14 protein-coding genes are annotated in these 13161 nt (G+C 68.8%); 10 read left to right on the top strand and 4 right to left on the bottom strand.

Features of this window, described 5'->3' with window-relative positions:
- Window positions 1-90: 90 nt before the first annotated feature.
- The 6 genes from AC1IQ6_RS07810 (at window position 91) to AC1IQ6_RS07785 (ending at window position 6008) form a co-directional block, all read left to right on the top strand.
- The gene (locus AC1IQ6_RS07810; protein WP_102772786.1) at window positions 91-1239 is read left to right on the top strand and encodes a Bcr/CflA family multidrug efflux MFS transporter; all 1149 of its coding nucleotides are present in this window, start codon (window positions 91-93) and stop codon (window positions 1237-1239) included.
- A 309-nt stretch (window positions 1240-1548) separates the two neighbouring features.
- On the top strand, window positions 1549-1785 hold the full coding sequence (gene rpmB / locus AC1IQ6_RS07805; protein ID WP_043541771.1) for a 50S ribosomal protein L28: 237 nt from the start codon (window positions 1549-1551) through the stop codon (window positions 1783-1785).
- A gap of 37 nt (window positions 1786-1822) precedes the next feature.
- A complete protein-coding gene (gene rpmG, locus AC1IQ6_RS07800) occupies window positions 1823-1990 on the top strand; it encodes a 50S ribosomal protein L33 (protein WP_003810296.1) in 168 nt (55 codons plus the stop codon).
- 156 nt (window positions 1991-2146) lie between these two features.
- Window positions 2147-3370, top strand: coding sequence for an ABC transporter substrate-binding protein (locus tag AC1IQ6_RS07795; RefSeq protein ID WP_181390924.1), 1224 nt, complete (start codon window positions 2147-2149; stop codon window positions 3368-3370).
- Entirely contained in the window at window positions 3370-5247 is a 1878-nt protein-coding gene (locus AC1IQ6_RS07790) for an ABC transporter permease (RefSeq protein WP_485866088.1), read from the top strand. Before AC1IQ6_RS07795 ends, AC1IQ6_RS07790 begins: the two co-directional genes overlap by 1 nt.
- Window positions 5244-6008: an ABC transporter ATP-binding protein gene (locus tag AC1IQ6_RS07785; protein WP_102772788.1), complete on the top strand. Its 765-nt coding sequence runs from the start codon at window positions 5244-5246 to the stop codon at window positions 6006-6008. The genes AC1IQ6_RS07790 and AC1IQ6_RS07785 overlap by 4 nt, the downstream gene beginning before the upstream one ends.
- On the opposite strand, the gene AC1IQ6_RS07780 is transcribed toward AC1IQ6_RS07785, so the two are convergent.
- The 4 genes from AC1IQ6_RS07780 to AC1IQ6_RS07765 all read right to left on the bottom strand — a co-directional run bounded on the left by AC1IQ6_RS07780 (window position 5965) and on the right by AC1IQ6_RS07765 (window position 10495).
- Window positions 5965-7767: a SulP family inorganic anion transporter gene (locus AC1IQ6_RS07780; RefSeq protein ID WP_247747819.1), complete on the bottom strand. Its 1803-nt coding sequence runs from the start codon at window positions 7765-7767 to the stop codon at window positions 5965-5967. The two genes, AC1IQ6_RS07785 and AC1IQ6_RS07780, sit on opposite strands and share 44 nt — an antisense overlap.
- Before the next feature lie 129 nt (window positions 7768-7896).
- The gene (locus AC1IQ6_RS07775) at window positions 7897-8769 is read right to left on the bottom strand and encodes a phosphonopyruvate hydrolase (protein ID WP_102772790.1); all 873 of its coding nucleotides are present in this window, start codon (window positions 8767-8769) and stop codon (window positions 7897-7899) included.
- Between the two features lie 3 nt (window positions 8770-8772).
- Window positions 8773-9321 carry a hemerythrin domain-containing protein gene (locus tag AC1IQ6_RS07770; RefSeq protein ID WP_102772791.1) on the bottom strand — a complete coding sequence of 183 codons (549 nt, stop codon included), beginning with the start codon at window positions 9319-9321 and terminating at the stop codon, window positions 8773-8775.
- A 13-nt stretch (window positions 9322-9334) separates the two neighbouring features.
- Window positions 9335-10495: a D-alanyl-D-alanine carboxypeptidase family protein gene (locus AC1IQ6_RS07765; protein WP_102772792.1), complete on the bottom strand. Its 1161-nt coding sequence runs from the start codon at window positions 10493-10495 to the stop codon at window positions 9335-9337.
- On the opposite strand from AC1IQ6_RS07765, the gene AC1IQ6_RS07760 reads away from it, so the two are divergent.
- The 4 genes from AC1IQ6_RS07760 (at window position 10422) to AC1IQ6_RS07745 (ending at window position 13135) form a co-directional block, all read left to right on the top strand.
- Window positions 10422-10613, top strand: coding sequence for a hypothetical protein (locus AC1IQ6_RS07760; RefSeq protein ID WP_168202315.1), 192 nt, complete (start codon window positions 10422-10424; stop codon window positions 10611-10613). The genes AC1IQ6_RS07765 and AC1IQ6_RS07760 overlap by 74 nt on opposite strands.
- A gap of 154 nt (window positions 10614-10767) precedes the next feature.
- Entirely contained in the window at window positions 10768-11244 is a 477-nt protein-coding gene (locus AC1IQ6_RS07755; RefSeq protein WP_102772793.1) for an HU family DNA-binding protein, read from the top strand.
- 137 nt (window positions 11245-11381) lie between these two features.
- A complete protein-coding gene (locus tag AC1IQ6_RS07750) occupies window positions 11382-11903 on the top strand; it encodes a MarR family winged helix-turn-helix transcriptional regulator (protein WP_102772794.1) in 522 nt (173 codons plus the stop codon).
- 11 nt (window positions 11904-11914) lie between these two features.
- Window positions 11915-13135: an MFS transporter gene (locus AC1IQ6_RS07745; RefSeq protein ID WP_209166121.1), complete on the top strand. Its 1221-nt coding sequence runs from the start codon at window positions 11915-11917 to the stop codon at window positions 13133-13135.
- Window positions 13136-13161: the final 26 nt, after the last annotated feature.

Genomic DNA, 13161 nt, shown 5'->3' with positions numbered 1-13161 from the left:
CGCATCGGTGCCCTCTCCCGCGCGTAGAAGTGATCCCCCATGCCCCCATCTGATTCTTTCCGCAGCGGCCTGCCCGGCTGGCTAATCCTCATGGGCGCGCTGACGGCCATCGGCCCGTTCGCCATCGACATGTACCTGCCCGCGTTCCCCACGATCGCGGCCAACCTGGGCGTGCCCCGCGGCGACGTCGAGCGCACGCTGGCAGCCTATCTGATCGGACTGGCGATGGCCCAGGTCTTCTACGGCCCGATGGCCGACCGCTACGGCCGCAAGCCGCCGCTGCTGGTGGGCCTGGCGCTGTTCATGGTGGCCTCGCTGGGCTGCGCGCTGTCCGGGTCGGTCGAGGCGCTGACCGGCTGGCGCGTGGTGCAGGCCATGGGCGGCGCCGCCGGCATCGTGATCCCGCGCGCGGTCATCCGCGACCACTACGACACCCATGAGGCCGCCCGCGCGCTGTCGCTGCTGATGCTCATCATGGGCCTGGCCCCCATACTGGCGCCGCTGGTCGGCGGCCAGCTGCTGGCCATCGCCAGCTGGCGCAGCCTGTTCTGGGTGATGCTGGCCGGCGGGGCCATGCTGATGTTCGCGGTCCTCAAGATCATGAAGGAATCGCTGGCGCCCGAACGCGCCGTGCCGCTGCGCTGGAGCACCATCCTGCGCAATTACCGCGACCTGTTCGCGCATCGCGGCTTCATGGCCCACAGCCTGGCCGGCGGCTTCGGCCAGGCCGGCATGTTCGCCTACATCATCGGCTCGCCGCGCGTGTTCATCGAACTCTACGGCGTGCCGCCCCAGTACTACGGCCTGCTGTTCGGCACCAACGCGCTCTCGCTCATCGTCTGCTCGCAGATCAGCGCCCGCCTGCTGCGCAGCTACACGCCGCGGCAGCTGCAGCGCCGCGCCCTGACCTCGCTGGCCTGCGCCAGCCTGGCGGCGGTGGCGCTGACGCTGGCCGGCTGGATGACGCTGCCGCTGCTGATGCTGTGCCTGATCACCTATATGGGCAGCCAGGGCTTCGTCAATCCCAATTCGGCCGCGCTGGCGCTGGCCGACCAGGGCAAGCGCCTGGGCGCCGCCTCGGCGATGCTGGGCACGCTGCAATTGTCCTGTGGCGCGCTGGCCGGCTTCGCTGTCAGCGCCTGGCAGGCCGACAGCGCCCTGCCCCTGACCGCCACGCTGGCGGCCTGCGCCTGCCTGTCCTGGTTTTCCGGCCGCGTGGCGCAAATGCACACCCGCTAAGCTGGCTGCTTGATTTATTTGGGTTTTTCGTATTAGAATCTTTGTCTTCATACGAAGTTTCCCGTGCAGGACTACTATGCTTTGTAGTTCAGCACTCTGACCCCAACCGCGTAGCGCCAGACTGGAATTTGGAAAACCCCGAAATCCAGTCCCCGCGGGTGGCAGGCAGCGGGTATAAGCACAGGGCCAGGCCGCAAGGCTGGCTCTCATCCACTAAGACTGGGTGGCCGGCAATTCAGCCCGGCGGCGAAACCCACGTCAGCCTCCCTCGAGCGATACGCGCCAAGAACGACACTAAGAGGTGCATCCATGGCACGCGTATGCCAAGTGACCGGCAAAGGCCCGATGGTGGGCAACAATGTTTCGCACGCGAACAACAAGACCAAGCGTCGCTTCCTGCCCAACCTGCAATCGCGCCGGTTCTGGGTTGAAAGCGAAAACCGCTGGGTCCGCCTGCGTGTTTCGGCCAAGGCCATCCGCACGATCGACAAGAACGGCATCGACGCCGTCCTGGCCGAAATGCGTGCCCGCGGCGAAATCGCCTAATCGGCCCTCCCGCCAATCTACATACTAGGAGCACGACATGGCCAAAGGTATCCGCGAAAAGATCAAGCTCGAGTCGACCGCCGGCACGGGTCATTTCTACACGACCACCAAGAACAAGCGCAACATGCCCGAGAAGATGCTGATCAAGAAGTTCGATCCCGTCGCTCGCAAGCACGTCGACTACAAGGAAACCAAGCTGAAGTAATTCAGCCGGTATCCCGGAAGACCCCGAAAGGCCCTGCAATGCAGGGCCTTTTTTTCCATCCGGCGACCGCGTTGTTGCGGCACGGCGAAAACACATGCTTCAATTGGGCCGCCGCCCCCGCCCGCGGGGCCCGATCCCTCGAACGCGATATCTGCCATGCTCCGTCCCTGCCTTACCCTGTTGCGCCGCGCGCTGGCGCCGGCCCTGCTGGCCCTGGCGCTGACCCCGATCGCCAGCGCCAAAGACAAGGAGCCCCCGATCCGCATCGGCGAGATCAACAGCTACAAGGCGATCCCGGCTTTCCTCGGCCCCTACAAGAAAGGCTGGCAGCTGGCGCTGGAGCAGGTCAATGCCGGCGGCGGCGTGCTGGGCCGCAAGCTGGAAGTCATCTCGCGCGACGACAACGGCAATCCCGGCGATTCGGTGCGCGCCGCGCAGGAACTGCTGGCGCGAGAGAAGGTGGAGCTGCTGTTCGGCGGCTTCCTGTCCAACACCGGCCTGGCGCTGACCGACTTCGCCAAGCAGCGCCAGGTGTTCTTCCTGGCGGCCGAGCCGCTCACCGACAAGATCACCTGGCAGGACGGCAACCGCTACACCTACCGGCTGCGCCCCTCCACGTGGATGCACGTGGCGGCGCTGGCCCCCAAGGCGCTGGCGCTGCGCAAGAAGCGCTGGGCCATCGTCTATCCCAACTATGAATACGGGCAGTCGGCCGTGGCCACGTTCAAGGCCATGATGAAGGCCTTCCAGTCCGACGTGGAATTCGTGGCCGAGCAGGCCGTGCCGCTGGGCAAGGTCGACGCCGGCGCCGTGGTGCAGGCGCTGGCCGACGCCAAGCCGGACGCGATCTTCAACGTGCTGTTCGCGGCCGACCTCACCCGCTTCGTGCGCGAAGGCAATACGCGCGGCCTGTTCGAGAACCGCGCCGTGGTGTCGGTGCTGTCGGGCGAGCCCGAGTACCTGGAGCCGCTGGGCGCCGACGCCCCGACCGGCTGGATCGTCACCGGCTATCCCTGGTATGCCATCGACACCCCGGCCAACACGGCCTTCGTCGAGGCCTACAAGAAGCGCTACAACGAAACGCCCAAGGTGGGCTCGGTCGTGGGCTACGCCTCGCTGATGTCCATCGCCGAAGGCCTGAAGGCCGCCGGCAGCGTGGACACCGAAAAGCTCGTGGACGCGTTCGCCGGCCTCAAGGTCGACACGCCCTACGGCCAGATCCACTACCGCAAGATCGACCATCAATCGACCATGGGCGTCTACGTGGGCACGACCGCGGTGGAGGACGGCAAGGGCGTCATGAAGGACTTCGCCTACATCGACGGCGCCCGCCTGCAGCCGCCCGACGAGCAGGTCCGCAAGATGCGCCCGGCGCCCTGATGAGCCTTTCCGGACTGCTGCTGCAGCTGCTCAACGGCCTGGCCGACGCCAGCGCGCTGTTCCTGGTGGCGGCCGGGCTGTCGCTGATCTTCGGCGTGACCCGGGTGGTGAATTTCGCCCACGGCTCGTTCTACATGCTGGGCATCTACCTGGCCTGGACCTTCACCGGCTATTTCGGCGACGGCGCCGGCTACTGGGCCGGCCTGCTGCTGGCCGCGCTGGCCACGGGCCTGATCGGCGCGGCCGCCGAATGGCTGGTGCTCAAGCGCCTGTACCAGGCCCCCGAACTGTTCCAGCTGCTGGCCACCTTCGCGCTGGTGCTCATCATCGGCGACGCCGCGCTGGCGATCTGGGGCCCGGAGGATCTGTTCTCGGCCCGCGCGCCGGGCCTGTCCGGCGCGGTGCAGATCCTGGGGCGCCGCTATCCCGAATACGACCTGCTGCTGATCGCCGCCGGCCCGGTGGTGCTGGGCCTGCTGTGGCTGCTGCTGATGCGCACGCGCTGGGGCCGGCTGCTGCGCGCGGCGGCGGAAAACCGCCGCATGCTGGCCGCGCTGGGGGTGAACCAGGCGTGGCTGTTCACCTCGGCCTTCACGCTGGGCGCCTTCCTGGCCGGCCTGGGCGGCGCGCTGGCCGCGCCGCGCGTGCCCGCCACGCTGGGGCTGGACCTGGAGATCATCGCCAGCGCCTTCGTGGTCGTGGTGGTGGGCGGCCTGGGTTCGATACCCGGCGCCTTCCTGGCGGCGCTGCTGATCTGTTCGGTCAAGGCCGTGTTCGTGTTCCTGGGCCAGGTGCAGATCGGCCCGTGGGTCTTCAATCTGTCCAAGCTCACGCTGCTGGCCGAGTTCGCCGTGATGGCGGTGGTGCTGGTGGCGCGGCCCTGGGGCCTGCTGGGCCAGCCGCCCGCGCCCTCGTCGCAGGCCGCCGCCCCCGAGCGCCCGATCGCGCCGGCCGGCCGCCGGCTGCGGCGGGCCTACGGCCTGCTGCTGGTCCTGCTGGCGCTGGCGCCGGTGGCCGCCCTGCAATGGCCGTACTTCGGCATCCTGCTGACCGAGATCCTGATCGCCGCGCTATTCGCCGCCAGCCTGCATTTCCTGACGGGGCTGGCCGGCATGACGTCCTTCGGCCACGCGGCCTGGTTCGGCCTGGGCGCCTACGGCGCGGCGCTGCTGCTGAAGCTGGCGGCCGTGCCGATGGAGGCGGCGCTGCTGCTCGGCCCCTTCGCCGCGGCCTTCGGCGCGCTGCTGTTCGGCTGGTTCTGCGTGCGCCTGTCGGGCGTGTACCTGGCGATGCTGACGCTGGCGGTGGCGCAGATCCTGTGGGCGCTGGCCTATCAATGGGACGACGTGACCGGCGGCAGCAACGGGCTGATCGGCCTGTGGCCGTCGGCCTGGCTGTCGCAGGGCCCGTGGTTCTATTACCTGACGCTGGCGCTGTGCGCCGGTGGCATCTGGTGGCTGCGCCGGCTGGCGTTCTCGCCGCTGGGCTATGCGCTGCGCGGCGTGCGTGATTCGTCGCTGCGCGCCGAGGCGCTCGGCATGGACGCGCGGCGCCTGCAATGGGCGGGCTTCGTGGCGGCCTCGCTCGCCGCCGGCATGGCCGGCTCGCTCTATGCGTTTTCCAAGGGCAGCATCGCCCCCGACGTGCTGGCCGTGAGCCGTTCGGTGGACGGCCTGGTGATGGTGCTGCTGGGCGGTCTGCACACGCTGGCCGGCCCGCTGGTGGGCGCGGCGTCCTACACCTGGCTGCAGGACGCCGCCGCGCGCAGCACCGAGTACTGGCACGCGGTGCTGGGCCTGGCCATCCTGGTGCTGGTGCTGGCCTTCCCCGAAGGCCTGGCGGGCGCGGCGACGCGCCTGCGCGGGAGGCGCGCATGAGTTCGGCTCCGCTGCTCCAGGTGCGCGGGCTGCGCAAATCGTTCGGCGGCATCGAGGCGCTGGCGGACGTGTCCTTCACGCTGGAAGCCGGCCGTATGCTGGCCCTGATCGGCCCCAACGGCGCCGGCAAGTCCACCTGCTTCAACGTGCTGGGCGGCCAGTTGCGGCCGGACGCCGGCTCGGTCCTGCTCGACGGCCGCGAGCTGGTGGGCCTGTCGGCCCGCCGGATCTGCCGGCTGGGCGTGGGCCGCAGCTTCCAGACGGCCGAGACCTTCCGCTCCATGACCGTGCTGGAAAACGTGCAGACGGCGCTGCTGTCGCGCGACCGGCTGCTCTTCAACCCCTGGCGCCGCGCCGGCCTCCACGCGGTCGACGAAGCCCTGACGCTGCTGTCGCAGGTGCAGATGGCCGACAAGGCGGCCGCGCCCTGCGGCACGCTGGCCTATGGCGAGATCAAGCGGGTCGAGCTGGCGATGGCGCTGGCGCACCGGCCGCGCCTGCTGCTGATGGACGAGCCCACCGCCGGCATGGCGGCCAACGAGCGCCACGCGCTGATGCGCCTGACCCGCCAGCTGGCCGACACCCGGCGCATCGCGGTGCTGTTCACCGAGCACAGCCTGGACGTGGTGTTCAAGCATGCCGACCGCATCGCCGTGCTGGTGCGCGGCGGCCTGCTGGCCGAAGGCGCGCCGGCCGACATCGCGGCCGACGAACGGGTCAAGGCCGCGTATCTTGGGACGGAGGCGCCCCAGCCGGGCTAGCGTCGGGCTGCTGGCATTCCCAGAAGATCCGGGCCTTGCAGCCGGCGCAGATGGAACGGTCGAGCCTGGCGTAGATGCTGCTCAGCGCCGTGGCCTTGTCGGGAAACACGTGGTCCTCGCCCAGACGCTCCAGAAAGCCGGTGCGCCGCCACATGGCCAGCACCTCGGGACGCGGCCGGTGGAAATACAGGTCGCCCCCCATCGCCCGGCGCGCGGCCAGCTCGTCTTCCCAGACCTGGGCGCCGGCCATGTCGATGAAGTTCATGCTCTTGGCCATCACCAGCAGGTGGCGCGGCGCGTCGGGCGCGGCGCGCAGCTCGTGCAGGCGCTGCGCCACGTGCGTGGCCGCGCCGAAGTACACCGAGCCCTCCATGCGCAGCAGCTTGAGCTGCGGGCATTCGGGCAGCGCGTCCTCGGCATGTTCCAGCACCACGAAGCGGCGCTGCGGCCCGCGCGAGTCGAAGCCCATGGAACGCATCGCCGGGCGCGAGGTGCGGTGCAGGTAGACCATCAGCGACAGCACCGTGCCCAGCAGGATCGCCACTTCCATGCGAATGGTGATGGTGGCCGCCAGGGTCGCGGCGGCGATGATGCATTCATTGCGCTGCGTGCGGATCAGCAGGCGCCAGCGCGGGATGTCCAGCAGGGTCCAGGCCACCAGCAGCAGCAGCCCCGAAATGGCCGCATGGGGGATGCGGGCCAGCAGCGGCGCCGACACGGCCACCAGCGCCATCAGCAGCAGCGCCGAGAACACCGAGGCCAGCGGCGTCTTGGCGCCGGCCTCGTAGTTGGGCACCGAACGGTTCAGGGAACCGCAGGACAAATAGCAGGAAAAGAATCCGCCGGCGATATTGGAAAGCCCCTGCCCCACGAATTCGCGGTTCGCGTCGATGCGCTGGCCCGAGCGCGTGGCCACGGCCTTGGCGATGGAGATCGATTGCGCCAGGGCCACGATGGTCAGCGCGAAGGCCAGGCTCAGCAGGTCGGGCAGCACGCGCCAGTCCACGCTGGGCACGTGAAACGGCGGCCAGGGCTGGGCGATGGCGCCCAGCACGGATACCGGCTGGCCTTCGGTCAGCGCATTGAACGCCGCGGCCGCCAGCGTGCCCGCCGCCAGGCCGGCCAGCATAAAGGGCTTGCGCTTATCCAGCTTGCGCACCAGCATGGCCACCGCCAGCGTCACCAGCGTCACCAGCACCGCGCCCACATGCGCCTGTCCGATATTGGCGCCCAGGCTGGCCAGCAGCGCGCCGGTGCCGTGCGAATCGGGCGCGGGCAGCCCCAGCGCGTCTTTCAGCGCGTGCACCGCGATCAGCAAGGCCGCGCCGCTGGTGAAGCCGAACAGCGCCGACGGCGAAATGAAGTGCGCCAGCGACCCCAGCCTTAGCGTGCCCACCAGCCACTGCATCACGCCGACCAGCACCGTCACGGCCAGCGCCAGCTCGATGTAGCCCGGACTGCCGGCCGCGGCCAGCGGCGTCAGCACCGCGAACAGCGCCAGCGAATTGGCGTTGGTGGGACCGGACATGACGTGGCGGCTGGAACCGAAGAGCGCGGCCACGATACAGGGCACGATGGCCGAATACAGGCCGTATTCGGGAGGCAGGCCGGCCAGCATGGCGAACGCCACGCCCTGCGGCAGCACCAGCAGCGCGCCCAGCAGGCCCGCCGCCGCATCCGCGCGCAAGGTTTGCGCGTCCACCTCATCCACCCACGAACCGAACAACCGGCGCGCGGCTTGCTTGCCCCCCTGCATCATTCTTTGTCTACCCTCGGACATCGTTCTTTGCCCCGGCCGATCATGCGTCTCCCCCCGAGGCAGGGGCGTCTAGCGTAAACCCTCGCGCCGGCTTGCGCAACGCAACATCGGAGGCAGCGCGACCGGCGCCTATTTCAGGTAGCGGCGTTCCAGCTCGCGCATGGCGGCGTCGCCCTGCAGGGCGATGATTTCCTTGACCGACGGCAGGCCGGCGTCGACCTCGTGGATGCCGCCGTCGCGCCGGATGCGGGCGAAAACCTCGCGCATCGCGCCCACAGCGGCGCGGATGGCATGGTTGCCGTAGATCACCAGCCCCACCTTGCCCAGCGCCTGGATGTCGGATTCGCGCAATTGCGGATAGGAGGTGGGCACCAGCACCAGCGGCGCGCGCCCCTGCCACGCGGCCACGAAAGACAGGATTTCGTCGGGCGCGCTTTGCTTGGAATGGATCAGGATGGCGTCGGCGCCGGCGGCCTCGTAGGCCGCGGCCCGGGCCAGCGCCTCGCGCTCGCCCGCCCCCGCGATCAGGGCCTCGGTGCGGGCGATCACGCAGAAATCCGCGTCGCGGCGCGCCGCGCAGGCGGCTTCGACCTTGCCCTGGAATTCCTCGATGCGCACCAGTTCCTGGCGGCCGCCGGCGCGCAGGCTGGTGTCCTTGGGAAAGGTCTTGTCTTCCATCACCACGGCCGAACAGCCGGCCGCCTCGTACTGCGGCACGATGTAGGACACGTTGATGGCGTTGCCGAAGCCGGTGTCGATGTCGGCGATGACCGGCACGTCCACCGCGGCGGCGATCGCGCGCATCATGTCCAGGTGCTGCGACGGCGAAAGAATGTTGGCGTCCGGCACGGCGTGGCTGGCCGAGAGCTCGAAGCCGCTGCCCCATATGGCGTCGAATCCGGCCTGCTCGGCGAGCCGGGCCGACAGCGGGTTGTGCGCCGACATGGCGTGCGCCAGGGCCGGGGCCTGCAGTTTCTGGCGGAAACAGGCGTTGCGCTTCATGGTTCAGCCCGCCTCGCCGCCGCGCCGCGATTTCATGGCCTGGCCGATCGCGGCCAGCGCGTCGTCGGCGATCAGCCGCGCGGCCATGGGCAGCAGTTCTTCTTCCTCACGGCGGATGTGCGCGGCGTAGGCCTCGGTGAACGCCTGGACCTCGCCGGCCGGGAGCTCGGCGCGCCGGCCCTGGGAAATGTCGGCCAGCGCCTGGCGCAGCGGCTCCCAGCGCCGGGCCAGCTGCCGGTGTTCGGCGACCAGGCCGTCGACCAGCTCATGCAGGCACACCGCGTCGGAGCCGGCCATGGAATCGATCAGGGCGGGGAACAGGTCTTCTTCCTCGTCCTCGTGGTGATGGACGGCCGCGGTCTCGAAGTAGCGCAGCACGCTGGCCGCGGCGGTCTGGGCCGCCGCGTCGCTGCCATGCGCCGGCAGGTGCGCGGCCAGCCGTCCCAGCGTGGCGCACTGGCGGGCGATGCGCCCGTGGCAGGCCGACAGCAGGGCCAGCGGATCGTCCGCCGTCGGCGCGGGCGCCGGACCTCCAGGAAAACTCACCGCCATTTCACACCTCCGTTTATCCCGCCTGGCCGCGCCACCACAAGCGGATGGAATCCCATGCCCTGCCCGCGAAACCCGCCTCGGCCACCGGCTCCAGCGCCACCACGGGGAACTGCAGGGCGGGCTTGCCGTCGACCAGCACGCGCATCTCGCCCACCGTGGCCTGCGACGCGATCGGCGCGATCAGGGGCTCCTGCGGCGTCCAGACCCGCTCCACCTTGGCGCCGGCCGGCACGGTGACGTAGGCGTCGCGCGCGAATCCAGCCTTCAGGCTGTCGCTCGCGCCCTTCCAGACCTCGGGCGTGGCCACCGACTCGCCGCGCGCGTAAAGCTTGATGGTATTGAACCCCCGAAAGCCCCACTCCAGCAACTCGCGGCTTTCCTGCGTGCGCAGCTTATCGGACGCGGTCCCCACGACCACCGTGATCAGCCGCCGCTCGTCGGCGCCGTTGGGCCGCTTGGCGCTGGCCACGATGCAGTAGCCGGCCGACTCCGTATGCCCGGTTTTCAGGCCGTCGACGCTGGGGTCCAGCCACAGCAGCCGGTTGCGGTTGGGCTGCGTGATCTTGTTGTAGGTGAACTGCTTGGCCGAATCGTAGGTCCGGTAAAGCGCGGGATAGTCGCGGATGAAGCGCGTAGCCAGCACCGACAGGTCGCTCGCGGTCGAGTAGGTGCCCGGGTCCGGCAGGCCGTGCGGGCTGGCGAAATGCGTGGCGTGCAGGCCCATTTTCACGGCGGTGTCGTTCATCCGCGCCACGAAGGCCTCGACGCTGCCCGAGACCGCCTCGGCCAGCGCGATGGCCGCGTCGTTGCCGGACTGGATCATCAGGCCGCGCAGCAGGTCGTCCACCGAGACCTTGGAGCCCGGCTCCAGGAACATCTTGGAGCTGCCCGCCGGCACTTTCCACGCGCGCGTGGACACGGTGACCATCTGGCCGGCCGACAATTCCTTCTTGCTCAGGGCCTCGAACACGACATAGGCCGTCATGATCTTGGTCAGCGACGCGGGCTCGATCCGCTCGCTCGCGGCATGCGAGGCGATCACCTGGCCGCTGGTCTCATCCAGCAAAAGCCAGGCCTTGGCCGTCAGGGCCGGCGCGGCCATGGACTGCGCCGCTGCGCCCGAAACGCACGCGGCCGCGACGATCAGGCTCGCCGCCAACTTCTTCATCAACATATCGCTGCTTCACTTCCATGCATGGTTTTTCTTGCGCGGCGAAACCGCGCGCCCGCCATTGGAACATGCGCAGCGCCATTGGTTCATCGGCCGCGGCATCGCGCCGGAGCCCTTGTAGAAGGCACTTTCTGCGCCGAAAACAACAAACAGCGGCAGAAAACCCGCTGGAAAACCGCATCAACCGGCGCTCTTCCGCTATCATCGGGCGCGTGGCGTCTATTGCCGATACCCGGCACGCGCTGCTCCATGTCCTCAACAAACGGATTTTGACCATGGCCACGAAAGCAAAAGCTCCTGCCAAGAAAGTCACCAAACCCGCCGCCAAGGCGCCCGCCAAAAAGGCTACGGCCGCCAAGACCGCTGTGAAACCCGCAGCCAAGAAGGCCGCTCCCGCCAAGAAGGTCGTCGCCGCCAAGAAGGTCGCCGCCGCCCCCAAGGCCATCAAGGCTGCCCTGAACAAGACCCAGCTCATCGCCTACATCGTTGAGCAATCCGGCGTCGAAGCCAAGTCCGTCAAGGCCGTGCTGGCCAGCCTGGAAACCTCGGTGCTGGGCTCCGTGGACAAGAAGGGCGCCGGCGAATTCACGCTGCCGGGCCTGTTCAAGGTCTCCGTGCAGAAGGTTCCGGCCAAGGCCAAGCGCTTCGGCAAGGACCCGTTCACCGGCGAAGAGCGCTGGTTCCCCGCCAAGCCGGCTTCGGTCAAGGTGAAGGTTCGCCCGCTCAAGAAGCTGAAGGACGCCGCGCAGTAATTCCGCGCTAATCCGGTCAAGCCGGAAGGGCCCGCCTCGCAAGAGGCGGGCCCTTCTTTTTTGCCGCCGCGATTGCGCGCCGCGCGGCCGGCCTGCTAGAATTTATCTTCACGTAAAGATACTTTACTTCAAAACAAATGCAAGCCACGACCGATTTCGTCGACCGGATCATCGCGCAATGGAGCCGGGAATGCCCGGGCCAGGACTTCGCGCCCATGGCCGTGATCACCCGGCTGTTCCGCCTCAACGCGCTGGCCACGCGCAACGTCAACCACGGCTTTCGCCGCCATACCCTGCACCAGGGCGAGTTCGACGTGCTGGCCACGCTGTACCGCAGCGGCGCGCCCTACGCGCTCAATCCGCAGAAGCTGGTCGAGGCCCTGCTGCTGACCTCCGGCGCGATGACCAACCGCCTCGACCGCCTTGAAGAGGCCGGGCTGCTGGCGCGCAGCCCGAATCCCGAGGACCGCCGCGGCGTGATCGTCTCGCTCACTTCGGAAGGCCTGCGCCTGATCAAGGCGGTGTTGAAGGACTACCTGAAAGACATGAACGAACTGCTGGAGCCGCTGTCGGCCGCGGAACGCAAGCAGCTGGCCGGCCTGCTCAGGAAAATGCTGATCCGGCTCGACCAGGAAACCCCCGGCGGCATAGACGCCTGAGCGCCAGACCCATGAATTCCGCATCACGCTCCCCCCAGACCCCGGCGCTGACCGCGCCCATCATCCTGCTGATGTCCGTGGCCACCGGCCTGGCGGTCGCCAGCAACTATTACGCGCAGCCGCTGCTGCACACCATCGGCGAGCAGTTCTCGCTGTCGACCGCCGCGGCCGGCGCCATCGTCACCACGGCGCAGCTGAGCTACGCGGTGGGCCTGATGCTGCTGGTGCCGCTGGGCGACATGTTCGAGCGCCGCAGCCTGATCGTGCTGATGAGCCTGCTGTCCTCGGCCACCCTGCTGATCTCGGCCTTCGCCCCCAGCATCACGGTGCTGATCGTCGGCACGGCGCTGACCGGCATGCTGTCGGTGGTGGCGCAGATCCTGGTGCCGTTCGCCGCCACGCTGGCCGCGCCCCATGAACGCGGCAAGGCCGTGGGCACGGTCATGAGCGGCCTGCTGCTGGGCATCCTGCTGGCCCGCACGGTCGCCGGCGCCCTGGCCGACCTGGGCAGCTGGCGCACGGTGTACTGGGTGGCCGCCATCCTGATGCTGGCCATGTCGGCCGCGCTGTGGCGCCTGCTGCCCCGCTACCAGAGCCCGGCCGGCCTGAGCTACCCGCGTCTGCTGGCCTCCATCCTGAAGATGTTCGCCGAAGAGCCGCTGTTTCGCGCCCGCTCGCTGCTGGGCGGGCTGCTGTTCGCCTCGTTCAGCATGCTCTGGACGCCCCTGACCTTTCTGCTGGCCAGCCCGCCCTATGAATACAACAACACCACGATCGGCCTGTTCGGGCTGGCCGGCGCGGCCGGCGCCTACGCCGCCAACCGCTTCGGCCGCCTGGCCGACCGCGGCCTGGGCAACCTGGCCACCCGGGCCGGCCTGCTGCTGCTGCTCGGTTCGTGGGGACTGATCGCATTCGGGCAGGCGTCCGTGATCGCCCTGCTGGTCGGGATTCTGATCCAGGACCTGGCGATACAGGGCGTACATGTCACCAATAGCAGCGCCCTCTACCGGCTGCGCCCCGAGGCCCGCAGCCGCCTGACCGCCGGCTACATGACCAGCTACTTCATCGGCGGAGCCAGCGGTTCGCTGGTATCGTCCTGGCTGTACGCCCATTTTGGCTGGCCCGGCGTGGTCACGGCGGGCGCCGTTCTCGGGGGGATTACGCTGCTGTACGGCGCCCTGTCGCCCAGCGCGCGCATCCCGGAAACGGCCTCGCGCCCAGCCCGCGCCTAGCACCTCCTATAATCAGGGGTTTTGGC

The sequence above is a fragment of the Achromobacter sp. MUI-25009338 genome (genome assembly GCF_057359325.1).
The sequence above is the reverse complement of the archived record's forward strand: the minus strand, read 5'-3'. Positions and strand labels throughout refer to the sequence as shown.

Excerpts from the sequence above, each read along its gene's own strand:
- AC1IQ6_RS07785 (WP_102772788.1), top strand. The coding sequence starts at position 5,244 with ATGAGTTCGGCTCCGCTGCTCCAGGTGCGCGGGCTGCGCAAATCGTTC.
- AC1IQ6_RS07755 (WP_102772793.1), top strand. The coding sequence starts at position 10,768 with ATGGCCACGAAAGCAAAAGCTCCTGCCAAGAAAGTCACCAAACCCGCC.
- AC1IQ6_RS07780 (WP_247747819.1), bottom strand. The coding sequence starts at position 7,767 with ATGATGCAGGGGGGCAAGCAAGCCGCGCGCCGGTTGTTCGGTTCGTGG.
- AC1IQ6_RS07760 (WP_168202315.1), top strand. The coding sequence starts at position 10,422 with ATGGACTGCGCCGCTGCGCCCGAAACGCACGCGGCCGCGACGATCAGG.
- AC1IQ6_RS07810 (WP_102772786.1), top strand. The coding sequence starts at position 91 with ATGGGCGCGCTGACGGCCATCGGCCCGTTCGCCATCGACATGTACCTG.
- AC1IQ6_RS07790 (WP_485866088.1), top strand. The coding sequence starts at position 3,370 with ATGAGCCTTTCCGGACTGCTGCTGCAGCTGCTCAACGGCCTGGCCGAC.
- AC1IQ6_RS07745 (WP_209166121.1), top strand. The coding sequence starts at position 11,915 with ATGAATTCCGCATCACGCTCCCCCCAGACCCCGGCGCTGACCGCGCCC.
- AC1IQ6_RS07765 (WP_102772792.1), bottom strand. The coding sequence starts at position 10,495 with ATGTTGATGAAGAAGTTGGCGGCGAGCCTGATCGTCGCGGCCGCGTGC.
- AC1IQ6_RS07795 (WP_181390924.1), top strand. The coding sequence starts at position 2,147 with ATGCTCCGTCCCTGCCTTACCCTGTTGCGCCGCGCGCTGGCGCCGGCC.
- AC1IQ6_RS07750 (WP_102772794.1), top strand. The coding sequence starts at position 11,382 with ATGCAAGCCACGACCGATTTCGTCGACCGGATCATCGCGCAATGGAGC.
- AC1IQ6_RS07775 (WP_102772790.1), bottom strand. The coding sequence starts at position 8,769 with ATGAAGCGCAACGCCTGTTTCCGCCAGAAACTGCAGGCCCCGGCCCTG.
- rpmG (WP_003810296.1), top strand. The coding sequence starts at position 1,823 with ATGGCCAAAGGTATCCGCGAAAAGATCAAGCTCGAGTCGACCGCCGGC.
- AC1IQ6_RS07770 (WP_102772791.1), bottom strand. The coding sequence starts at position 9,321 with ATGGCGGTGAGTTTTCCTGGAGGTCCGGCGCCCGCGCCGACGGCGGAC.
- rpmB (WP_043541771.1), top strand. The coding sequence starts at position 1,549 with ATGGCACGCGTATGCCAAGTGACCGGCAAAGGCCCGATGGTGGGCAAC.